A 21102-nucleotide genomic window follows, 5' to 3' on the forward strand; every position below is an offset into this window, starting at 1 on the left:
CGGCCTCAGGGTCCTCGCCGGACCCCCGGCCTGCCGGAGTAAACGGCCTCCCGCCCGCGCCTGCGGAGCGTTAGGGGCGCTCCGCAGGCGCTCTCATTCCAACACATCTCAAACAGACAAGCCGGAGCACGACGGCGGCTGGTGGGACCACCGCGCTCTTCAACTACCCTCGCTGCCTCCCCACTGTCCCCACCGCGCGCGTTCAGCCTCACGCCTCCACGGCGCGGAAGCCCATGGCGGCGCGCACGGGACGGCGGGCGGGGGCTTGCATGGCGAGGAGCCCGACGGCCTTCTGGCGGGCGCGAAACATGCGCTCGAAGTGCGCCCAGGGGATCGCCGTGCAGGCCGGGCTGAAGAACGCCTCCCAGGCGGCTTCCGGCACCTTCTCCCCCGGCATCCGCGCTTCTTCCGCGCGGGTGCGCGCGCGCACCGCGTGGGAGGCGGGGACGAACGGGCGATACTTGTTGCCGTCCTCGTATTCGTAGAAGCAGCACATGGCCGGGCTCCCTCCCGCGCGTCTCAGGCGCGCTTGAGGATGTGCATGCCGCGGTTGCGGTCGAGGACATACATGAGGCCCGCCTCGGTGAGGAAGACGTCGTTGGTGCCCGGCCGATCGAAGCCCTCGGGCGCGTCGGGCACGAAATAGGCCACCTCCTTCGGCGCGTGGGGGTTCTTCACGTCCACCACGCGCAGGCCGTAGGCGAACCACGCGACCGGGATCTCGGTGCCGTAGACCTGCTCGGCCGGCTGATGGCAGCCGGTGAATTCCGGCATGTTCACGTCCTGGAGCCCCTCGATCTGATAGGTGGAGAGGATGGTGGGGTATTCCTCCTCGGTGATGTCCACCAGCCACATGAAGGGCGGCGGCGAGGGCTTGGTCTTGCGCACGTCCTCGTCCGCCACCAGCAGGATGTCGCGCCCCGCGAGCTTGAACGGCAGGGGCAATGCGGTGTGGGTCGGGTGGGTGAAGGGCGGATTGTAGCGCAGGCGCGAGATCAGCTTCGGCTGCGACATGTCCTCGATGTCGAGGATCGCCATGCCCGCATGCCAGTAGGCGACATAGAGCCGGTTGCCCCGGCGCATGACGTGGTGGCACCAGGTCATGCGGTAGCCCTCGTCCGGCGTCTCGCCGCCCGCCACCCACTGGCCCGGCATCCACCAGCGGCCCACCTCCTTCGGGTTGGCCGGGTCTTCGAGGTCGAGGATCATCATGATGTTGAGGTGATAACCCTCCACCTCCGGGGTGATGTAGGCGTAGCGCCCGTCGAAATCGAAGCGGTGCACGCCGGTGCCGGCGGTCTTCCAGAAGGCGATCTGCTTCGGATTGGCCGGGTCCTTCACGTCGTAGATGGCGAGGCCGCCCTGGAAGTTCTCGTCGAGGATGTAGGGCGGCGGGCACTCCCAGTTCACCAGCATGATGTCGTTCTCCACCCGCACCTTGTGCGAGTGCACCCCCTTGGGGATGGCGATGTGGTGCACCTGGCGCGGGTTCCGCGGGTCGGAGATGTCGACGATGGTGGTGCCGTGGGGCGCGTCCATGTGGGCGATGTAGCAGTAGTCGCCCTTCACATAGACTTGTCCGCCGCCCGGGCAGTCGAAATAGGACAGGACCTCCAGACCCTTGATCTCAGCCATTTGAACGTCACTCCGGGCAGTTCTTGATGTTGGTCGAAGAAGAAAGCGGCGGCGCTAGTCGAGCGCCGCACCGGCCGGCAGGCGCCGGCGCCACTTGAAGAGGGCGTTGCCGGCGAACAGCAGCATCAGCGCCGCCACCACGCCGACGCAGATCGGCCGCGTCAGGATCAGCCCCCACTCGCCGTTGGCGAGGAACATGGTCTGGCGCAGGCTCTTCTCGATCATCGGCCCGAGCACGAGGGCGATGACCAGCGGCGAGGGGTCCACCTTGAGCTTGCGCAGCCCGTAGCCGAGGGCGCCGGCGATCACCATGATCCAGATGTCGAGCAGGCTGTTGTTGATGGAATAGGTGCCCACCAGGCACAGGATCATCACCATCGCCGCCAGCACGTTCTGCGGCAGCTTCAGCACCGAGACGAAGACGTGCACCAGCGGCAGGTTGAGCACCAGCAGCAGCAGGTTGCCGATATACATGCTGGCGATCACGCCCCAGAACACGTCCGGCGCGTTGAGCATGAACATCGGTCCCGGCTGCACGCCGTGGATCACCAGCGCCGCGAGCAGCATGGCGGTGGCGGGCGAAAACGCGATGCCGAGCGCGAACATGGGCACCATGGCGCCGGCGGTGGCCGAATTGTTGGCGCTCTCCGGCCCCGCCACGCCCTCGATGGCGCCGTGGCCGAAGCGCTCCGGCGTGCGCGAGAGGCGCTTCTCCACCCGGTAGGACAGGAAGGAGGAGACCACCGTCGCCGGCCCCGGCACGAGCCCGATCAGGAAGCCCAGCACGCTGCCGCGCATGATGGGCCAGAACGACATCTTCGCCTCCAGCCAGGAGGGGACGAGATCGCGGAAGCGCACCTTGGTGAGGCGCGCCTTCTGCTCGCCCTCCTCCATCATCGTGAGCACCTCGGCGATGCCGTAGAGGCCCATGATGACCGGCACGAGGTCGATGCCCTGGGCGAGCTGGGTGAAGCCGAAGGTGAAGCGCTGGGTGCCGGTGATCGGGTCGATGCCCACCGTGGAGATGGCAAGCCCCAGCCCCACCATGATGAAGGCGATGTGGAACGGGTTGGTGGAGAGCCCGCACAGGAAGACGAGGCCCGCCGCCGCCAGCACGAAGTATTCCGGCGGCCCGAACCGGAGCGCGAGCTCCGCCAGCCCCGGCCCCACCAGCATGATGCCGACGATGCCGAGCGTGCCGGCGACGAAGGAGCCGATGGCGGCGATGGCGAGCGCGGGGCCGGGCCGGCCCTTCTTCGCCATCTGGTAGCCGTCGACGGCGGTCATGACCGAGGCCGCCTCGCCCGGCACGTTGAGCAGGATGGCGGTGGTGGAGCCGCCATACATGGAGCCGTAATAGATGCCCGCCAGCATGATGATGGCGGCCTCCGGCGGCATCGCGAAGGTGAGCGGGATGAGCAGTGCCATGCCCGCATTGGGGCCGATGCCCGGCAGCACGCCCACCAGCGAGCCGAGCAGCACGCCGATGAAGCAGGCGAGCAGGTTGGCGGGCAGCGCCGCGACCGAGAAGCCGTGCGCGAGGCCGGCGATCATTTCCATGGCCGCGCCTCCCGCGGGTGCCGATGGCGCGCGCTCATGAGAACAGGCTCCCCGCCGGAAGGGTGAGGCCGAGCAGCGGCACGAAGATCGCCCAGGTCACCAGCGCCAGCGCGCCGCCGATGGCGAGGCTCGCGCGCCAGGAGGTGCCGAACAGCCGCAGCGCCGCCACGCACAGCAGCACCGCGCTGGCGAGATAGCCGAGCACCGGCAGCAGCGCGCAGAAGGCGAACAGGCCGGCGAGCGTCGCCGCCACTTTCGCGAGGCCGAGGCGCGAGGTGGGCTCCAGATGGAGCACGCCGCGCGCGAACACCGCGACCGCGCCGCTGGCGATCAGCAGCACGCCGACCGCCACCGGGAAGAAGCCCGCGCCCGGCCCCGCCAGCGTGTGCATGGGAAGCTGGGCCGCCAGTGCGAGATAGAGCGCGCCGAACAGGAGGATGCCGACGCCGAGCAGCCGGGTCGCCATCTTACTTCTTCAGCAGGCCGAGCTTGTCCAGAAGCGCCGTATGCTCCTTGAACTCCTTATCGAAGAAGGCCGCGAGCTTGGCGCTGTCCATGTAGTTGACCTCGATCTCGCGCGCCTTGGCGAAATCCTGGAACGCCTTGTCCTCCACAGCCGCGCGGATCGCCTTGGCGTAGAAGTCGGTGACGCCCGCCGGCAGGCCCTTGGGACCGAAGAAGGAGAAGGAGAGGTTCACGCCGATGTCGTAGCCCAGCTCCTTGAAGGTCGGCACGTCCGGATAGAACGGGCTGCGCGCCGGCTGGAACACCGCGAGGATGCGGATGCGCCCGGCATTGGTGAGCTGGCGTCCCTCGCCGGGATTGATGACGAGCGTGTCCACATGGCCGCCGAGCAGCGCGGCCGAGCCTTCCGCCCAGCCGGAGAACGGCACGTGCACCACGTCGATGCCGGAGGCCGCCTGGAGCTGGGCGAGGTTGAGATGGGCCGCGGTGCCGATGCCGGACGTGCCGAAGCGCAGCTTGGCGGGAGACGCCTTCGCCGCCGCCATCAACTCCTTGATGTCCTTCCACGGCGCATCGCCGCGCACCGCCAGCAGCTGGTAGTAGGTGACGGTGTTGGCGATCGCCGTATAGTCCTGCGGCCCCTTGTAGGGCAGCGCGTTCATCTGCGGCTGGTCGAGCAGGGCCGGGGTCGGCGCGAGGCCGATCACGGTGCCGTCCGGCTTGCCCTGGACCACCTCGGTGACGCCGATGGAGCCGCCCGCGCCGGTGCGGTTGATGACCGCGATGCCGCCGGGAAGCTGGCCCTTGATCTTCTCCGCCACCGCGCGGGCGGTGAGGTCGTTGAGCCCGCCGACGGTGAACGGAACGATCACCGTCACCGCGCCCGAGGGCGCCTGCGCCGCGGCGGGCGCGGCGAAGCTGGTGAAGGCGGCGAGCATCGCCAAGGCGGGAAGCAAGGTCTTGCGCATGACGACCCCTCTGTCTGGTGCGTCGTTGATCCGGAAAGGTTTCGCGGTTCTCAGTCTGCCGCCGAGATGCCGCTCAGATTGACGACGAACCGCGTGCGGTTCGCCGGATAGAACGCGAGGCTCAGGATCACCGGCCGGCCGGCCGCATCCACATAGGTGCGGTCGCCTTCCAGCACCGGCGCGCCGACCGGGATGCCGAGCAGCGGCGCGAAACGCGGATCGGCGAGTGTCGCGGCGATGGTCTGCACCACGTTCGCGATCTCGATGCCGGCCACCTCCTTCACCACCTCGCCGAGCGTGTGGCGCTCCAGCAGCGCGATGTTCTTGAGGACGGTGTCGCCCACCTGCCGGGGCAGGTAGGCGGAGATGAAGATCACCGGCTCCCCGTCCGAAAAGCCGACCCGATCGATGGCCACCACCTGCGCGCCGACCGGCACGCCGAGGATGCCCGCCACATGCGGCGTCGCCGGCGCATGCCCGGCGAACTCGACCTGGGCGAAGCCCTTGGGCTGGTCCCTCAGGAGGGATTGCAGCAACTGGCTCGGCTTCGCATCCGTCCGCTTGACGCGCGGCCCCCGATAGAAGGTGCCGCGTCCCCTGTGCCTGCTGATGATCCCCTCGTCCGCCAGAAGGGAGAGGGCCGTCCTTATGGTGATAACGCTGACGCCGAACTCCTTGCAGAACGCGTCCTCGGTCGGAAGCTGGTCTCCGACCGCATATTCGCGCTCAAGACGAGACTCGATGACCGATTTAATCATCGAGTACTTGGGAATGACCACATCCATCGTCTTCAGCGTAAGAAACAGCATAAACTTATGTCAATAGGTTTTTATGCAAGTTTTGCGTGCGATATAAAGTATCAACCCTATGGAAACGCGTTGCAATATAAGGATGTCGGCCGGCGCGGACCGGCGCATGCAACCGCCGGCGGCGCGGAATTTGAAACGGTGTTTTAGCTTGCTGCGGGCATTTGGGGCTGCGCGCCGGTCAGGCCGCCGGCGCGCCGGGCCGCCGCGCGGCGAGACGCGCGGGCGGACGGAATAGGCCGCGGGGGCGGGAGAACGGCCGCGGCGGGCGGCTACTCCGCCGCGCCGCGCACCGGCCCGCCGGGCGCCGCCGGGAGGTCGGCATTGGCCTCGCCCAGCGCGCCGATGGCCGCGAGCGGCACCTCCGGCATGGCGGAGAAGCGGAACGGCGAGCGGAACAGCGGCCAGGTCTTGCCGTCCGCCCCCTCATAGAGCTGCACCGCGCCCGCGCCGACGATCGCCGGATCGTTGCGGATCTCGGTGAGGGTGCGCACCGGCACGGCGGCGACGCCGCGCGCCGCCAGCGCCTCCACCAGCGCCGCGCGGGACATGCCGGCGGCTGCCTCGGCAAGATCGCCGAGGGCCAGGGCATCCGCGCCCGCCACCACGTGGCCGTCGGCGCAGCCGATCACGCAATGGGGCTGGGGCGCGGCGCCGTTCCACACCGTCTGGGTGAGGAACACCGACACGTCCTGCATGGCGAGATCGATGGCGCAGCCGCGCCCGGTGCGGCGGCGCTGCTCCAGCGCGCACAGGATGGCGAACAGGCCGGCGAGGCCGCCGCTCACGTCCGCCACCGAGATGCCGAGCTTCACCGGCAGCTCGCCGGCCCGGGTGATGTCCATCAGGCCCGACATGGCCTGCACCACGGTGTCGAAGGCGGGCCGGCCGGGATAGGCCGAGAGCCCCCCGAACCCTGAGATTCCGCAATAGACGAGGCGCGGATTGAGCGCCGCCAGCGCCTGCGCATCGAAGCCGAGCCGCGCCAGCGAGCCGGGCTTCAGGTTCTCCACCAGCACGTCGGCGCGCGCGAGGAGCGCGGCGAAGGCCGCGCGGTCGCCGTCCGCGCGCAGGTCCAGCATCAGGCTGCGCTTGTTGGCGTTGTTGATGGTGAAGAAATAGCCCTGCCCGTCCTGGTGCGGCGGCCAGGCGCGCGAGGCCTCGCCGCCCGGCGGCTCGATCTTCAGCACCTCGGCGCCGAGCAGAGCGAGCTGCTTGGAGGCGACCGGCGCGGTCGTGTACTGGCCGATCTCCAGCACCAGCAGGCCGTCGAGCGGCCGGGCGCGCCGCCGCTCCGGCTCGGGCCGGCCGGGCGCGGGGGCGGCCGAGAAATCGGTGCGCACGAAGGAGAGCGGGCGCGGGCGCGGCCCGTGGGAGAGCGTGCCGCGCAGCGCGAGGTTCTCGTCGGTCGCAAGTCCGGCAATGTCGAGGATCGGCCCGGCTGCGAGGTTCGCGCCATTGAGCGCGGCGATGCAGTCCTTCACCGAGAGGGTCGAGGTCCAGGCCTCCACTTCGCGGTCCACCGCGTCGCACAGGGCGATGCGGTCGGCGAGCTTCGCGTAGGGGCCTTCCGCAAGTTCGGGCCGGCCCATGAGCTTGGTCAGCTTCACCCAGTGCTCGTCGGTGGCCGAGCACAGGAGGATCCAGCCATCGGCCGCCCGGTAGCTGTTCCACGGCACCGCCATGGGGTGGCGGTTGCCGGACCGCTGCGGCGTGCGGCCGGCGAACACCAGCGGCAGGAAGGTGGACTGGTTGTTGAGCCCGCAATCCACCAGCTTCAGGCCGATCTCCTGGCCCGCGCCGGTGGCGGCGCGGGTGCGCCAGGCGGCAAGGATGCCGGAGGCCGCGAGCATGCCGGCCTGGATCTCCACCACCGCGCCGCCGCAGATCACCGGCGGGCCGCCGGGGACGCCGGTGATGTCGGAAATCCCGGTCACGGCCTGGAGGAACGGCTCGGTCCAGTGGCCGTGGGCCGGGTCGCCGTCCACCGTGATGTCGCACACGATCTGCTCCGCCCGCCGGGGTGGCAGAGGCGGCGTGTCGGCGCGGTCGGACGAGACCAGGATGACGTTGGCCCGCGCGAAGGCGTCGGCCCGCGCCTGCGGCGTGTCGGCCACCCGCTCCTTGAACGCGCCGAAGCAATCGGCCCCGGCATCGCCGAACGCCGCGACCTGCGCACCCACCTGGGCGAGCAGGCTGCCGCAGGCGCGCACCGCCGGCCGGCAGCCCCATTCGAGCACCACCAGGTCGCGGAACGGCGTGGTAATCGTCATCGTGCCACCGCCGCCTGGAGCGGGCCGACATCGGCCGCGCCCTTGAGCGCCGTCACTTCGCCCACGAGGCGATCGAACGCGTCCGCCTCCAGCCGCCCGCCGATGAGGCCGAGCGCCTTGGCGCGCAGCGCGTCCCCGGTCATGGGATGGACCGGCGTGCCGAGGCTGTCGAGCACCCGCTCGGTGCGGGTGGAGCCGTCGGCGAACGTCACCTCCACCTCGGTGCCGAAATGCTCGGGATAGGCTGCCTCCATCGCCGCGTCGTGGCCCACCTCGACGAGGTCGGCGAAGGCGAGGATGCGCGGGTCGGCGAGGTTGCCCGGCTCGTAGGCGTCGTAGCGCTCCGGCCCGAAGGCGAGCGCCGCGCCCACCGTGAAGGGCAGGCTGTACTGCGCCGCCATGGGCGTGTCAGGCCGGCGCACCATGTGCTGCTCGGCGAGCTTGCGCGGGCCGCGCACCAGGATGGCGCGGATGCGCGCCTCCTGCGCCTGTGCGAAGCCGTCCGTGGTGGTGCGCAGGCCGTCGATCATGGAATGCAGCAGCCGGCAGCAGGCATAGGGCTTGAAGCTCATGTCGTGGATGGCAAGGCCGCGCGCGCCCATCCGCGTCAGCGCCTCGGGAATCGCGTCGTGGCCATAGAGCGCGAGGAAGCCGTAGCGCCCGTCGAGGCCGCGCGTGGGGCCGGGAATGCCCGCCTCCACCACCTCTGCCGCCAGCACGCCGGCGCGCGCCGCATAGCCGGCATGGAGGCGCTTCACCTCGGCGCCGCTCACCTCCTGCGAGAACTGCATGGAGCCGGCGGACAAAGAGAGCGCGTGCCCCCAGGCGGCGGCGATCTGCTGCGCCGAGAAGCCCTTCAGCTTTCCGGCCGCCACGACCGCGCCGAACACGCCGAACACCGCGGTCGGATGATGGCCGGCGGCGATCACGCGCTCGGCGCGGGCAGCGATGCCGATGCGCGCCATGGCCTCGTAGCCGGCGGCGATGGCCGCGAGCACGTCGCGTCCGGACGCGCCGGTCTCGGACGCCACCGCGAGCGCGGCCGGGATCACCACCGCGCCGGGATGGCTCATGGAGGCTTCGTGCGTGTCGTCGAGCTCGAAGGAATGCCCGGCCGCGCCGTTGACGAACGCCGCCACCTCGGGCGTCACCTCCAGATCGCTGGCGATGATGCGCGCCGGCCCGGTGCCGCGATAGCGCTCCGCCCAGCGGTGCAGCGCCACGATCCACGGACGCGCCGCGCCGCCATAGGCGACGCCGACATAGTCGAACACCAGGAGGTCCAGCTGGGCGAGGTCGCGCTCGGTCAGCGCGGCGGGGGTGATCGCTGCCAGCTCTTCCGCGAAGGCGAGGGTGAGGTTGGCGTCCGTGCGGTTGGTCATGGTGCGGCCCTCAGCTCGCCTTGGCCTGCGCCGCGGCGGCGCTCTCGCGGAACGGCTTCAGGAAGTCGCCCGGCCGCATGGAGGGGTGCGAGCGCTCGTATTGCGGCGGGAAATACACCTCCTCGCCGAAATGCTCCGCCGCATGCCAGGCCCAGCGCGGCTCGTAGAGCATGCCGCGGCCGAGCGCGACGAAGTCCGCCTGCCCGCTCTTGAGGATGTCCTCGGCCTGCTGCGGCTTGGTGATGAGCCCCACCGCCATGGTGGGGATGTCCGCCGCGCGCCGCACCTGATCGGCGAACGGCACCTGGTAGCCGGGGCCGACCGGGATCTTCTGGTCCGGCGAGGACCCGCCGCTGGAGGCGCAGATATAGTCGCAGCCGCGCGCCTTCAGTTCGTGGGCGAAGGCGACCGTGTCATGCGGCTGCCAGCCGTCCGGCGTCCAGTCGGTGGAGGAGACGCGCACGCCCAGCGGCTTGCCCGCCGGCCAGGCGGCGCGCACCGCCTCGAACACTTCGAGCGGGAAGCGCATGCGGTTCTCGCGGCTGCCGCCATAGGCGTCGGTGCGCGCATTGGCGTGCGGCGAGAGGAAGGAATGCAGCAGGTAGCCGTGGGCGTTGTGGATCTCGATCACGTCGAAGCCCGCCGCATCGGCGCGCCGCGCGGCGGCGGCGAACGCCTCGCGCACCTCCCTGAGGCCCGCCTCGTCGAGCGCCTCAGGCACCGGGCGGCCGGGATAGGGCACCGCCGAGGGGCTCGCCATGAGCCAGCCGCCCTCCCCGTCCTCCATGCCCTGCTGCTTCTCCCACGGCACCGTCACCGAGCCCTTCCGGCCCGAATGGGCGAGCTGCATCCCGAGCTTGGCGCCGCCGTGCCTGCGGCAGAAGCCCACCACCTCCTTGAGGCCCGCCACATGGTCGTCCGACCAGATGCCGAGGCAGCGCCCGCTCACCCGCCCGCGCGGCTCAACCGCCGTCGCCTCGGTGAAGACGAGGCCGGCGCCCGACACGGCGAGATGGCCGAGATGCATGGTGTGCCAGGAGGTGGCGAAGCCGTTCTCGTCGGCCGAATACTGCCCCATGGGCGAGACGACGATGCGGTTGTCGAAGGTCACGTCGCGCAGCGAGAAGGGGGAGAACAGCGTGGTCTTGGGCATTTCCTCGTCCTTCCGAATTCTTGTTCTTCAGCTTGCCGTGCGCTCCAGCCCCGCGACGGGGGCAAGAAGCGCATCGATATCGTCGAGGGCCGCAAGGTCGCCGACGCGCGCGCGCAGCTGCGCGGTTTCCCGTGCGCCGAGAACCGGCGTCGCGAGTTCCTCGAACTTGGCGATGAGCGCGGCGTCGGAGAGCGGATGGCGCGCCGAGCCGAGCGGCTCGTCCACATAGCTTTCGAAGGCGGCGCCCGACTTGGTGCGCAGCGTGACGCGCGCGGACCTGAGGCGCGGATATTCCGCCTCGCGCTCGCCCTCGACCGCCACATGGACGCGGCCGGCGAGGTCGCTCAGCACGGGGTCGGAAAGATGGGCGGTGTCGAAGGCGGCGATGCCCACCTGCGCCTCGCGCGCGGCGAGCGCCACGCAGAAGCGGTAGTTCATCTGCGCCGAAGGCATGTCCTCCCAGCCGCCATGGGCATGGCCAGCGGCGATGGCGTAGGTGCCGATCTCCACCGCATCGATATCGTCCGCGCCGATGCCGGCGTCCGCCATGGCGGCGCGCACGCCGTCCATGCCGGGATGCAGGTGCCGGCAGCAGGCATAGGGCTTGATGTAGCAGCGCGTGACGTTGAGGCTCTCGCCGAGGCCGGCCACCAGCCTTGAAGGGTCCGCCTTGTCGCCGAACGCCTGGAGGAAGCCGTCCTCGCCCTCCAGGACGCCGGCCGGGCCGGTCATGCCGTTGCGGGCGAGCAGCGCCGCATAGAGGCCTTCGCGCGCGGCGAGGCCCGGATGCAGGCGCTTGATCTCGCCGCCGCCGTGCAGGAAGGCGAACAGGCCCGCCGCCGAGCTTGAGGCGATGCCGAGCGCGTGCGCCGTGCGCCCGGCATCGAGCCCCAGCACCGAGGCGGCGGCGGCCGCCGCCCCCAGTACGCCGGTGATCGAGGTGTTGTGGAAGCCGCGCCGGCGCGAGGCGGGATGCACCGTCTCGGCGACCCGCGTCACCACCTCGTAGCCGACCGCGATGGCCGCGGCGGCGCGCGCGCCGCTCACCTTGCCGCCCCAGGCGGCGGCGAGCACGGCGGGAATGACGGGAGCGCCGGGATGAACCGATCCGGCACGGTAGCCGTCGTCCACCTCCAGGCCGTGGGCGCTGGCGCCCATGAGATAGGCGGCGGCGAGGCGGTTCCAGCCGCCCGCCATGCCGGGCACCGGCATGGGACCGTCCGAGCCGACTTCCGCGAGCGTGCGCGCGGCGATGCGGGCCGGAAGCCCCTGCGAGCCGGCGACGGCGGCGCCGAGCGTGTCGAGCAGATGGCGGCCCACCGCGCGGCGCGCCGCCGCGTCGAGGTCGGCGAAGGAGAGGCCGGCGCAGAATGCGGCGAGCCGGCGCGTGACGTCGCCCGACGGGGCTTCAGAGCGCATGTTCGCCTCCCTTCACGATCAGGGCGTCGAGGGCGATGACGCCCTCGCCTTCGGCGCGCACCAGCACCGGGTTGGCCTCCGCCTCCGCGACGTCGAGCGCGGCGAGGCGCGAGAAGGCCGCGACCGCCTGCGCCAGCGCGTCGAGGTCGCCGCGCGGCAGGCCGCGATAGCCCCGGAGCGGCGCGAAGGCCTTCACTTCGCCGATCATGGCGCGCGCGGTCTCGGCGTCCACCGGCGCCGTGCGCACGCTGACATCGCGGTAGATTTCCGCGAGCACGCCGCCGGCCCCCAGCGTCACCACCGGGCCCACCGCCGGATCGCGGCGGAAGCCGACCAGCGCCTCGCCCAGCCCGCGCAGCATGGGCTGCACCTGGATGCCGAGGAGGCGGGCGTCCGGGGCATGCCGGGCGGCGCCGGCGAGGATGCGGCGGCAGGCGTCCTTCAGCGCCTGCGGCGAGGCGATGGCGAGCGCCACGCCCTCCGCCTCGGTCTTGTGGGCAATGTCGGGGGAGAGGATCTTCGCGGCCACCGGATAGGGCAGGTCGTCGAGCGCCAGGCGCTCGATGGCGGCGGCATCCGCCGGCAGCACCCGTTCCGGCGCCACCGGCACGCCGAGCGCCGCAAACACCCGCGCCGCGGCTTCCGCATCGAGCGCGGGGCCTTCGGCGGCTTTGAGCGCGGCCTGCGCCTCGGGCGGTGCGACGGACGCCGCCGCCGCGCGCGGGGCGCGCCAGTCGAAGAAGGCGCGCACCGCGTCGGCGCAGGATTCCGGCGTACGGAACGCGGCGACGCCCGCCTCCGCCAGGAGGCTCAGCGAGGTGGCCGCGTGCGGCGTCAGGAACGCCGCCACCGGCGTGTCGGGATTGTCGCGCGTCGCCGAGACGATGGGCAGCACCGCCCGGTCGGGACGGAACTGGGAGGACGAGCCCACCACCGACACCACGAGGTCGCAGTCTTCCGACGCCATCAGCGCGCTCAGCACCGGGCCGTAGGTCTTCGCGTTGGTGCCGGCGAGCGTCAGGTCGATCAGCGGCGCGCGGGCGATGGCGATGCCCTGGGCGGCGAGGCGGTCGACGCAGGCCTGCGAGGGCGGGGCGATGGTGATGTCGTGGCGCGAGAGCGCGTCCACCACCAGCGTGCCGCCGCCGCCCGTGGTGGTGACGACGGAGACGCGCCGCCCCGGCGCGGGCCGGTGGCCCTTCACCAGCGGCGCCACCTCCAGGAAGGCGTCCATGGTCTCCACCCGCACCACGCCGATGTCGGCGAGGAAGGCGTCGACCGCGGCGCCGCTGCCCACCAGCGCGCCGGTATGCGAGGCGGCGAGCGTCTCGCCCACCTCCGAGCGGCCGACGCGGAAGGCGATCACCGGCTTGCCGGCGGCGAACGCGCGGCGCGCCATGGCGGCCAGCGCATCGGGCTTGCGCACGGTTTCCAGGAACAGGAGGATGGCGTCGGTGCCGGGATCGTCCACCAGCAGGTCGCCGGTCTCGGCGACCCCGAGGTCCGCCTCGTTGCCCACCGAGATCATCTTGGAAAAGCCGATGCCGCGCTCGATGCCGCGCGAGAGCACGGCGCCGATCAGGCTGCCGCTCTGCGAGACGAGGCTGTAGCGGCCGGGCCGCAGCTCCGGCAAGGAGAGTATTTCGTTGGCCGAGAGCGCCACGTGCTCCGGCAGGTTGATGATGCCGAGGCTGTTGGGGCCGAGCAGCCGGAGCCCGGCGTCGCGTGCCATCTCCACCAGTTCGTCCTGGCGGAGGCGGCCGCTGTCGCCGCTCTCGGCGAAACCGTTGCTGAGGATGGTGGCGCAGCGCACCCCCGCCCGGCAGCAGTCGGACACCGCATCCTTCACCGCGTCGGTCGGCAGCATGATGAAGGCGTGGTCCACCGGGCGGCCGATGTCGTCGATGCGGGCGAAGGCGCGCTCGCCGAACACGCTGTCGCGATAGGCATTGATCGGAAAGATCTCGCCGCCATAGCCGTGGCGCCGCAGATACTGGTGCGGCAGCGAGGCGTGCTTGTTCTGGTCGCCCGAGGCGCCCACCAGCGCGATGCTGCGCGGGCGGAACAGGGCATCGGCGATGGAGGGCGCGGCGCTCATGCGGTTTCCTTCGCCCGGCTCTCGGCCCGCTGCGGGAAGCTGCGGTCGAATACGTGCTCGGCGATGCGGTTGAGAAGAATCTCGATGGCGCCGCCGGCGATCATCCAGCCGCGGGTGCGGCGGAAGCAGTATTCGACCAGCGAATCCTGGCTGTAGCCGGCGCCGCCCATCACCTGCATGGCCTCGTTCGCCACGTTGAAGCCGGCGCGGTTGCAAGCCACCTTGGCGATCGCCGTCTCCTCGGCCGAGGGGAAGCCCCGGTCGGCGCTGGCGGCGGCGCGGTAGAGCAGGAGCTGCGCCGCGTCGAGCTGGATCTTCATCTCCGCGAACTTCCACTGCAGGCCCTGGAACTCGGCCAGCGCGCGGCCGAACTGGTGGCGGGTGAGCGCATGCTCGCGCGCCGTCTCATAGGCGTAGCGGCCGAGCGCCAGCGCGCGCGAGGAATTGCCGATGCGCTCCACGTTGAAGCCGGAAATCTGCTTCTTGAAGCCGCCCGGACCGAGCAGCACGTTCTCCGGCGGGATGTAGACATTGTCGAAGAACAGCGGGTTCCACTCCTCGCCGGAGAGGAACGGCACCTGGCCGCCGAAGGTGAAGCCCTCCATGCCGCGCTCCACCAGCACGGAGCCGATGTTCCCGGTGCCCGGCCCGAATCGGACATAGACCAGGAACACGGTGGCGTGGGTGCCGTGGGTGGTGAAGATCTTCGAGCCGTTGAGGCGGAAACCCTTGCCGTCCGGCTTCACCGACGCCTGAAGCTCGGTGACGGCGGAGCCCGCGCCGGGCTCGGTCATGGCCACCGAGATCAGGCCCTTGCCGGCGAACAGCGGCTTCAGGTAGCGCTCGCGCTGCTCGGGGGTCGCATACTGGGCGAGCACCCGGATGGCGCCGAAATTGCCGGCCTGCACCACGTCCGCCGAGCGCGGGCACGAGCGCGCCACCTCCTGTATGGCGATGACCGCGTCCATCAGCGTGCCGCCGATGCCGCCATTCTCCTCGCTGGCGGTGATGCCGATGAGGCCCTGCTCGGCCATCATCTCCGCCACGTCCCAGGGATAGGCGTTGGCGTGAGCACGCGCCAGCGCGCCGGCCGCAAGATGCCGCTCGGAGAAGGCGCGCACCGCGTCGCGGAAGAGGGTCTGTTCCTCGGTGAGGCTGAAATCCATGGCCGTGTCCTAGACCGCGCGGCTGGCGCGGATGCGTGTGTCGGGCGGCGCGCGCTCGGCGTCGCCGATGGTCGGGGCGGGGCGGCGGGTCTCGCGCACGAGGCCGGCGCCCTTGAGGCCGCTGCGCAGCGTGTAGGTGGTGCCCTCGGTGGGGTGCTCCACCTGTTCCACCACGCCGCGGCTCGCCGCGTGCTCGCTCGCCACCGCCTCGTCGGGGGTGAGCACCGGCATCACCGGCAGCGCGTGCGCCACCATGAGGGCGCCGATCTCGTCGCGGTCGTGGGCGAGGCAGAACTCGGTGATCGCGGCGCGGAACAGCTCGGCGCGCGGTCCGTGGCTGGAGAGCCGGTCCACCGGCGTCTCGTCGGCGAAGGCGAGGTCGTGCCGGCCGATCACCGCGCAGAAGCGCCGCCAGATCTTCGCCTCCAGCAGGCAGACCGCGACGCGCTTGCCGTCGCGGGTCGGATAGGTGGTGTAGCGCGGGCTGCCGCCGAACACCTCCATGGCCGGGGTTCCGGTGCCGCCGGCGCGCCGGCCGAGGGCACTGGCGAGCGCGATGTTCCCCATGCCCATCAGCGCGTCGTACATGGCGACGTCGAGGAAGGCGCCCTGCCCGTCCCGGTCGCGGTTGCGCAGGGCGGCGAGGATGCCGATCACCGCCATCGCCCCGGCGGAATAGTCTCCCGCCTGGAAATAGGGCGCGGTGTCGGCGGTGTTGGCGAGCAGGCCCGTGCTCGCCTGGATCGCGAGGTCGTGCCCGGCAATGCCGGAGAGCGCGCCGTCATGGCCGAAGCCGGTGATGCTGCAATAGATCAGGCGCGGGTTGAGCGCGCGGGCGCGCTCGTAATGCACCTCGAGCTTCTCCGCGCCGCCGCGGCCGAAGCTCTCCACCAGCACGTCGGCTTCCGCGATCAGGAGGTGCGCGGCCGCGCGGCCCTCGGCGGTCGAAAGGTCCACCGCCAGCGAGGTCTTGCCGCCATTGACGGAGCAGAAATAGACGCTCTCGTTTTCGTAGAGAGGGGCGTTGTGGCGGCTCGGGTCGCCGTCCGGCCGCTCGACCTTCACCACCTCGGCGCCGAGGTCGGCGAGCATCTGCGCGCACCAGGGGCCGGGCAGGAGGCGACTGAAGTCCGCCACCTTGATGCCGGAAAGGGGAAGCACCTCGGCCATGGCTCAGGCTCCGGTGAAGGTGGCGGGCCGCTTCTCCAGGAAGGCGGTGATGCCCTCCTGCTTGTCGCGGGTGCCGTAGACGGTGGTGACGAGGAAGGTCTCGAACTCGATGGCGGAGGCGAGGTCCATCTGCAGGCCGCGATGCACCGCGCGCTTGACGAAGGCGAGGCTCAGCGGCGCGCGGGTGGCGTACAGCGTCGCCATCTCGAGCGCCTTGTCGAGCGCGTCGCCGCGCGGCGTGACGCGGTTGACGAGGCCGATGCGCAGCGCCTCGGCGGCATCGATCGGCTCGGCTGCGAACAGCATGTCGAGCGCGTTGGACGGCCCCACCACGCGGGGCAGACGCTGGGTGCCGCCGGCCCCCGCAACGGTGCCGATGCGCGCGCTGGTGATGGCGAAGCTCGATCCCTCCCCGGCCACGCGCAGGTCGGCGGCGAGCGCCAGCTCCAGCCCGCCGGTCATGCAGAAGCCCTCGATGGCGGCGATCACCGGCTTTGCGGAATTCTCCAGCGCCGCGTTCAGCGCGTGCCACTGCTTGAAATAGCGCGTGCCGTCGGTGGCGGTCTTGATCTTCACCGCCTCGGTGAGGTCGGCGCCGGCGGAGAAATACTCCTGCCCGCCATAGAGGATGATGGCGCGGCCCTCGGCATCGTCCTCCGCCGCCTCGGTGGCGGCGACGATCTCGGCCATCATCTTGAGGCTGACGGCGTTGCGCCGCTCGGGGCGGGCGAGATGGAAGATCAGCGCCGGCCCCCGGCGCTCCACGCGAATGGTCTCGTAGCTGCTCATGAAGGCACCCGGTTGGAAAAGGCCTGGTGGTGAAAGGTCTCGATCAGCGCGGCGACTGCATCGGGCACCTCGTACTGCACGAAGTGGCCAGCGCCCGGCAGGATGTGGATTTCGGCATCGGGCTGCACCGCGCGCACCAGGCCGGCCCGATGCGCCACCGAGGGCACGCAGAGCTGGTCCTTGGCGCCCCAGATCACCTGGAGCGGGCAGTGCACCCGCGCGAGATCGCCCGTCAGCCGGTCGGCAAGGCTGATGACGCGGCTGTCGAAGCGCTGGCGGGCGATGTTGGCGCTGTGCAGGTCCACCACCGCCTCGTCCACGGCCGGGACGCGCGACATCATGAAGGCGCCGAGATTCTGCGCCACCGCGGCGCGGTGGCCGGCGGGGTCCTGCGCCGCGCTCGGGGTGGGCACGATGGGCAGCCGGCGACCTTCCGGCACGCCGAAGCCGCCCGGGCCCAGCAGCGTCAGCGCGCTCACTTGGCTGCCCGGCAGGCGGGCGGCGAGCGCCGCCGCCAGCGTGCCGCCGAAGCTGAAGCCCACGAGGCCGAACGGCCCGGCGTCCGCCATGGCGGCGGCGAGGTCCTCGGCCAAGGAGCCGATATAGGTTTCCGGATCGCGCGAGGCCGGGCGCGGGGCGTCGCCATAGCCGGGCAAATCGAGCGCCACCACCTCGAAGCCCTGGGCGAGACGGTCGATATTGGCGATCCAGTGGGTGTGCGAGCCCGAGCCGCCGTGCAGCAGCACCAGCGGACGCCCGGCGCCGAAGCGGCGCACGGCGAGCGTGCCGACGATGGCCGGCGCCGGCGATGCGGGCAGCGGCAGCGGCGCGTTCATGCGGCGTCCGCCTCCAGCGGCTTGCCGAGATAGGATTCGATCACCGCCGGGTGCTCCACCACCGCGTCCGGCGTGCCCTCGAACAGCTTCTGGCCGAAATTGAGCACCATCACGCGCTGGCTCAGCTCCATGATGACCTCCACCAGGTGCTCGATCATGATGATCGTCACCCCGGCGCTGTGGATGCGGCGCAGCACCTCCATCAGCTCGCCGACTTCGCCGCGCGTCACCCCGCCCATCACCTCGTCCAGCAGCAGCAGGCGGGGGTTGGTGGCGAGCGCGCGGGCGAGCTCCAGCTTCTTCTTCTCGCCCAGCGTGAGCGCGCCGGCCGCCACATGGCGCTTGGCGGTGAGGCCGGTCAGCTCCATGGGCAGCTCCGCCGCCTTGCGAGCGACCTTGAGGCTGTTGGTGCGCGCGCCGGAGAAAAGCGCGCCGGTCATCACATTGTCCTCCACCGACATCTCGGCGAACGGGCGCACCACCTGGAAGGTGCGGCCGACGCCGCGGTGGGAAATGCGGTAGGGCGGCAGGCCGACGATGGAGCGCCCCTCGAACAGCACGTCGCCCGAGGTGGGGCGCATATAGCCGGTGATGAGGTTCATGAGCGTGGTCTTGCCGGCGCCGTTCGGGCCGATGACGCCCACGAACTCGCCCTGGCCGACGGTGAGGCTGACCTCGCTCACCGCCTTCAGGCCGCCGAACGATTTCGAGAGATCGCGCACCTCAAGCATGGAGAGCCTTCCCCTTGGATTGAGCCTTGCCGATGAAGGCGTCGCGCAGCTCCGGCGCCTCGCGCAGGGTGGCGGCGTCGCCCGCCAGCACGATGCGCCCGGCCGCCATCACGTAGCCGCGCGAGGCGACCGAGAGCGCGGCGTGGGTGTTCTGCTCCACCAGCAGGATGGAGATGTTGGTGGCGGCGATGGCGCGGATCGCCGCGAACACCGACTGCACCACAAGCGGCGCGAGGCCGAGCGAGGGCTCGTCCAGCAGCAGCACCCGCGGGTTCGACATCAGCGCCCGGCCCAGCGCGAGCATCTGCTGCTCGCCGCCGGACATGAGGCCCGAACTCTGGGTGCGCCGCTCGGCGAGGCGCGGGAACAGCGCATAGACCTCGTCGAGCTTGCGCATGCGGTGGGCGCGGGCGTTGCGGTTGAAGGAGCCGAGATAGAGGTTCTCCTCCACCGTGAGGTTCGGGAACACCTTGCGGCCTTCCGGCGACAGCGCGAGGCCCGACGACACGCGCTCGTGGGTGGGCAGCGCCAGGAGGTCGATGCCGTCATAGCGCACCCGCCCCTCGCTCGCCGGCACGAGGCCCGACAGCACGCCCATGGTGGTGGTCTTGCCGACGCCGTTGGCGCCGAGCAGGCACACGACCTCGCCCTGCCCCAGCTCGAAATCGAGCCCCTGGAGCACCGCGGACTCGCCGTAGCCGGCGTGCAGGTTGCTCACCTCAAGCAGCGCGCTCATGGCTTGGCTCCCTGGGTCGAGGCGAGCGGCAGGCGCGGCGCGGGGGTCGGCTTGCGCCGGTTCGGCCCGCCCTGGACCAGGCCCACCAGACCCTTGGGCAGGAACAGGATGCACACCACCAGGATCAGGCCGAAGGTGAGCTGGCTGACGCCCTCCATGGTGCCGAGCCAGATGCGCGTGCCTTCCGACAGGGCGATGATCGCCACCGCGCCGACCACCGGCCCGGCGATGGTGTGGATGCCGCCGAGGATGGGGGCGATCTGCGACAGGATGGTGTTGTGCAGGGTGAAGGCGACCTCGGGGTCGAGATAGCCGCCGTACCACGCATTGATGGCGCCGGCCGCCGAGGCCATTGCGCCGGAGATCGCCACCACGATCAGCCGCTGGCGGCGCGGGGCGATGCCCAGCATCTGCGCCGCGGCCTCGTTGTCGCGCATGGCGCGGGAGGCGAACTGGAGCTTCGAGCCGGCGATCACCGCCGCCACCACCACGCTCCCCACCGCCGCGAGCGCGCCGAACAGATAGAGCGTGTGCTGGGACGGGCGCAGCTCCTGCTTCAGGAACAGGCCCACGGCCCCGCCCGTCACCTCCGGCACCATGAGCGCGCAGATGCGCAGCCCCTCCGACAGCGCCAAAGTGACGATGGCGAAGAAGATGCCCTTCAGCGAGCCCGTCACCAGTGCCAGCAGCGCCCCCATGACGCCGCCCACGACGAGCGCCAGCGTGAAGGTGAGCAGCACCGAGCCGCCGAAGGCATTGGCCGCCAGCACCGCGGTATAGCTGCCCACGCCCCAGAAGGCGGAGTGGCCGAGCGAGACCAGGCCGGCATTGGCCATCAGGTTCCAGCTGGTCGCCAGGATGATGAGGGTCGAGATGCGGAACAGCCAGTCGTTGAGCTGCGGCGCGTTCCAGAAGGTGGAGGCGACGAGCGCGAGGGCCGACAGCAAGCCGAGGCCGACCATGAAATAGGGGGATCGGAGCATGCTTCAGTCCGCCACGGCTTGGCCGATGATGCCGCGCGGGCGCAGCACCAGGACGAGGAAAAGGGTGAGGAAGGCCACCGCCTCGGCCCAGCCGGTGCCGTTCGGCACGTAGTAGCTGACCGCGGTCTCGGCGAAGGCGAGCAGGAACGCGCCCAGCACCGCGCCGACGATGCTGCCGAGCCCGCCCAGAACGATGATGGCGAAGCCCTTCACCAGGATGTGGAAGCCCATGAACGGCGTGATGGCGCCGAGGAAGCTCAGGATCACGCCCGTTGCGACGCCGAGCGCCACCGACAGGCCGAAGGCGAGCGCATACATCTGGTTGACGTTGATGCCCATGAGAACCGCCGCGTCGTGCTGCTCGGCGAGCGCGCGGGTTGCGCGACCGAACTCGGTGCGCTTCAGCCAGAAGAACAGCGCGAGCACGAGCACCGCGGCGATGCCGAAGCCGATCAGCCGGCCGCCCGAGACCACCACGTCGCCGAACTCGAACGAGGAATAGGCATAAGACGGCACCACCGAGCGCCCGTCCGGGCTCCAGATCACCAGAGCGAGGTTCTGCAGCACCAGGCCGATGCCGAAGGTGAGCAGGATCTGGTTGACGTGGGGCGCCTTGAGCACCGGGGCGATGGCGACCTTGAACAGCACCATGCCGAGCACGCAGCCCGCCACCATCAGCACCGGCATGGCGATCAGCGGATCGACACCGAACGCGACGAACACGGTGAACGCGCCATAGGCGCCGAGCATCACCGCCTCGCCGTGCGCGAAGTTGATGACGCGCGTGACGCCGAAGCTCAGAGCGAGCCCGATGACCATCAGCGTGTAGATGCCGCCGAGCAGCAGCGCATCAACGATGAGTTGGGGAATGAGATCCATCAGCCGGCCTCCGCTTGCAGCGGCCGGGGCGCCATGACCCCGGCCGCTGCGCC

19 protein-coding genes are annotated in these 21102 nt (G+C 70.9%); all 19 read right to left on the reverse strand.

Annotated features, from left to right (window positions below):
- Positions 1-208 precede the first annotated feature (208 nt).
- The gene (locus D9R14_RS20500; RefSeq protein ID WP_121625225.1) at positions 209-496 is read right to left on the reverse strand and encodes a hypothetical protein; all 288 of its coding nucleotides are present in this window, start codon (positions 494-496) and stop codon (positions 209-211) included.
- Positions 497-519: 23 nt separating this feature from the next.
- Positions 520-1635, reverse strand: a complete 1116-nt coding sequence (locus D9R14_RS20505; RefSeq protein WP_121625226.1) for an LVIVD repeat-containing protein — start codon at positions 1633-1635, stop codon at positions 520-522.
- A gap of 54 nt (positions 1636-1689) precedes the next feature.
- Positions 1690-3195, reverse strand: coding sequence for a tripartite tricarboxylate transporter permease (locus D9R14_RS20510; protein ID WP_121625227.1), 1506 nt, complete (start codon positions 3193-3195; stop codon positions 1690-1692).
- A 34-nt stretch (positions 3196-3229) separates the two neighbouring features.
- Entirely contained in the window at positions 3230-3661 is a 432-nt protein-coding gene (locus D9R14_RS20515; RefSeq protein WP_121625228.1) for a tripartite tricarboxylate transporter TctB family protein, read from the reverse strand.
- A gap of 1 nt (position 3662) precedes the next feature.
- The gene (locus D9R14_RS20520; RefSeq protein ID WP_210210885.1) at positions 3663-4628 is read right to left on the reverse strand and encodes a tripartite tricarboxylate transporter substrate binding protein; all 966 of its coding nucleotides are present in this window, start codon (positions 4626-4628) and stop codon (positions 3663-3665) included.
- Between the two features lie 50 nt (positions 4629-4678).
- A complete protein-coding gene (locus D9R14_RS20525; protein WP_121625229.1) occupies positions 4679-5437 on the reverse strand; it encodes a GntR family transcriptional regulator in 759 nt (252 codons plus the stop codon).
- A gap of 269 nt (positions 5438-5706) precedes the next feature.
- Positions 5707-7707 carry a CaiB/BaiF CoA-transferase family protein gene (locus D9R14_RS20530; protein WP_121625230.1) on the reverse strand — a complete coding sequence of 667 codons (2001 nt, stop codon included), beginning with the start codon at positions 7705-7707 and terminating at the stop codon, positions 5707-5709.
- Positions 7704-9089, reverse strand: coding sequence for an MmgE/PrpD family protein (locus D9R14_RS20535; protein WP_121625231.1), 1386 nt, complete (start codon positions 9087-9089; stop codon positions 7704-7706). Before D9R14_RS20535 ends, D9R14_RS20530 begins: the two co-directional genes overlap by 4 nt.
- Before the next feature lie 10 nt (positions 9090-9099).
- Positions 9100-10242, reverse strand: a complete 1143-nt coding sequence (locus D9R14_RS20540) for an NADH:flavin oxidoreductase/NADH oxidase (protein WP_121625232.1) — start codon at positions 10240-10242, stop codon at positions 9100-9102.
- 27 nt (positions 10243-10269) lie between these two features.
- A complete protein-coding gene (locus D9R14_RS20545; protein ID WP_121625233.1) occupies positions 10270-11661 on the reverse strand; it encodes an MmgE/PrpD family protein in 1392 nt (463 codons plus the stop codon).
- Entirely contained in the window at positions 11651-13759 is a 2109-nt protein-coding gene (locus D9R14_RS20550) for an acetate--CoA ligase family protein (protein WP_121625234.1), read from the reverse strand. Before D9R14_RS20550 ends, D9R14_RS20545 begins: the two co-directional genes overlap by 11 nt.
- A complete protein-coding gene (locus D9R14_RS20555) occupies positions 13756-14925 on the reverse strand; it encodes an acyl-CoA dehydrogenase family protein (RefSeq protein WP_121625235.1) in 1170 nt (389 codons plus the stop codon). The genes D9R14_RS20550 and D9R14_RS20555 overlap by 4 nt, the downstream gene beginning before the upstream one ends.
- 9 nt (positions 14926-14934) lie before the next feature.
- Positions 14935-16095: a CaiB/BaiF CoA transferase family protein gene (locus D9R14_RS20560; RefSeq protein ID WP_121625236.1), complete on the reverse strand. Its 1161-nt coding sequence runs from the start codon at positions 16093-16095 to the stop codon at positions 14935-14937.
- Between the two features lie 3 nt (positions 16096-16098).
- Positions 16099-16884, reverse strand: a complete 786-nt coding sequence (locus tag D9R14_RS20565; RefSeq protein ID WP_121625237.1) for an enoyl-CoA hydratase/isomerase family protein — start codon at positions 16882-16884, stop codon at positions 16099-16101.
- Positions 16881-17720, reverse strand: a complete 840-nt coding sequence (locus tag D9R14_RS20570; protein ID WP_121625238.1) for an alpha/beta fold hydrolase — start codon at positions 17718-17720, stop codon at positions 16881-16883. Before D9R14_RS20570 ends, D9R14_RS20565 begins: the two co-directional genes overlap by 4 nt.
- A complete protein-coding gene (locus D9R14_RS20575) occupies positions 17717-18451 on the reverse strand; it encodes an ABC transporter ATP-binding protein (RefSeq protein ID WP_121625239.1) in 735 nt (244 codons plus the stop codon). Before D9R14_RS20575 ends, D9R14_RS20570 begins: the two co-directional genes overlap by 4 nt.
- Entirely contained in the window at positions 18444-19178 is a 735-nt protein-coding gene (locus tag D9R14_RS20580) for an ABC transporter ATP-binding protein (protein ID WP_245420923.1), read from the reverse strand. The genes D9R14_RS20575 and D9R14_RS20580 overlap by 8 nt, the downstream gene beginning before the upstream one ends.
- A gap of 5 nt (positions 19179-19183) precedes the next feature.
- Complete coding sequence (locus tag D9R14_RS20585; protein WP_121625241.1) at positions 19184-20170, reverse strand: branched-chain amino acid ABC transporter permease; 987 nt, start codon at positions 20168-20170, stop codon at positions 19184-19186.
- A gap of 3 nt (positions 20171-20173) precedes the next feature.
- A complete protein-coding gene (locus tag D9R14_RS20590; RefSeq protein WP_121625242.1) occupies positions 20174-21049 on the reverse strand; it encodes a branched-chain amino acid ABC transporter permease in 876 nt (291 codons plus the stop codon).
- Positions 21050-21102 lie beyond the last annotated feature (53 nt).

Source organism: Xanthobacter tagetidis, assembly GCF_003667445.1.
In the GTDB taxonomy this organism is placed as follows: Bacteria; Pseudomonadota; Alphaproteobacteria; order Rhizobiales; family Xanthobacteraceae; genus Xanthobacter; species Xanthobacter tagetidis.

Bases quoted from the DNA above. Each gene is read 5' to 3' on its own strand.
- D9R14_RS20500 (WP_121625225.1), bottom strand. From the start codon at position 496: ATGTGCTGCTTCTACGAATACGAGGACGGCAACAAGTATCGCCCGTTC.
- D9R14_RS20505 (WP_121625226.1), bottom strand. From the start codon at position 1,635: ATGGCTGAGATCAAGGGTCTGGAGGTCCTGTCCTATTTCGACTGCCCG.
- D9R14_RS20510 (WP_121625227.1), bottom strand. From the start codon at position 3,195: ATGGAAATGATCGCCGGCCTCGCGCACGGCTTCTCGGTCGCGGCGCTG.
- D9R14_RS20515 (WP_121625228.1), bottom strand. From the start codon at position 3,661: ATGGCGACCCGGCTGCTCGGCGTCGGCATCCTCCTGTTCGGCGCGCTC.
- D9R14_RS20520 (WP_210210885.1), bottom strand. From the start codon at position 4,628: ATGCGCAAGACCTTGCTTCCCGCCTTGGCGATGCTCGCCGCCTTCACC.
- D9R14_RS20525 (WP_121625229.1), bottom strand. From the start codon at position 5,437: ATGCTGTTTCTTACGCTGAAGACGATGGATGTGGTCATTCCCAAGTAC.
- D9R14_RS20530 (WP_121625230.1), bottom strand. From the start codon at position 7,707: ATGACGATTACCACGCCGTTCCGCGACCTGGTGGTGCTCGAATGGGGC.
- D9R14_RS20535 (WP_121625231.1), bottom strand. From the start codon at position 9,089: ATGACCAACCGCACGGACGCCAACCTCACCCTCGCCTTCGCGGAAGAG.
- D9R14_RS20540 (WP_121625232.1), bottom strand. From the start codon at position 10,242: ATGCCCAAGACCACGCTGTTCTCCCCCTTCTCGCTGCGCGACGTGACC.
- D9R14_RS20545 (WP_121625233.1), bottom strand. From the start codon at position 11,661: ATGCGCTCTGAAGCCCCGTCGGGCGACGTCACGCGCCGGCTCGCCGCA.
- D9R14_RS20550 (WP_121625234.1), bottom strand. From the start codon at position 13,759: ATGAGCGCCGCGCCCTCCATCGCCGATGCCCTGTTCCGCCCGCGCAGC.
- D9R14_RS20555 (WP_121625235.1), bottom strand. From the start codon at position 14,925: ATGGATTTCAGCCTCACCGAGGAACAGACCCTCTTCCGCGACGCGGTG.
- D9R14_RS20560 (WP_121625236.1), bottom strand. From the start codon at position 16,095: ATGGCCGAGGTGCTTCCCCTTTCCGGCATCAAGGTGGCGGACTTCAGT.
- D9R14_RS20565 (WP_121625237.1), bottom strand. From the start codon at position 16,884: ATGAGCAGCTACGAGACCATTCGCGTGGAGCGCCGGGGGCCGGCGCTG.
- D9R14_RS20570 (WP_121625238.1), bottom strand. From the start codon at position 17,720: ATGAACGCGCCGCTGCCGCTGCCCGCATCGCCGGCGCCGGCCATCGTC.
- D9R14_RS20575 (WP_121625239.1), bottom strand. From the start codon at position 18,451: ATGCTTGAGGTGCGCGATCTCTCGAAATCGTTCGGCGGCCTGAAGGCG.
- D9R14_RS20585 (WP_121625241.1), bottom strand. From the start codon at position 20,170: ATGCTCCGATCCCCCTATTTCATGGTCGGCCTCGGCTTGCTGTCGGCC.
- D9R14_RS20590 (WP_121625242.1), bottom strand. From the start codon at position 21,049: ATGGATCTCATTCCCCAACTCATCGTTGATGCGCTGCTGCTCGGCGGC.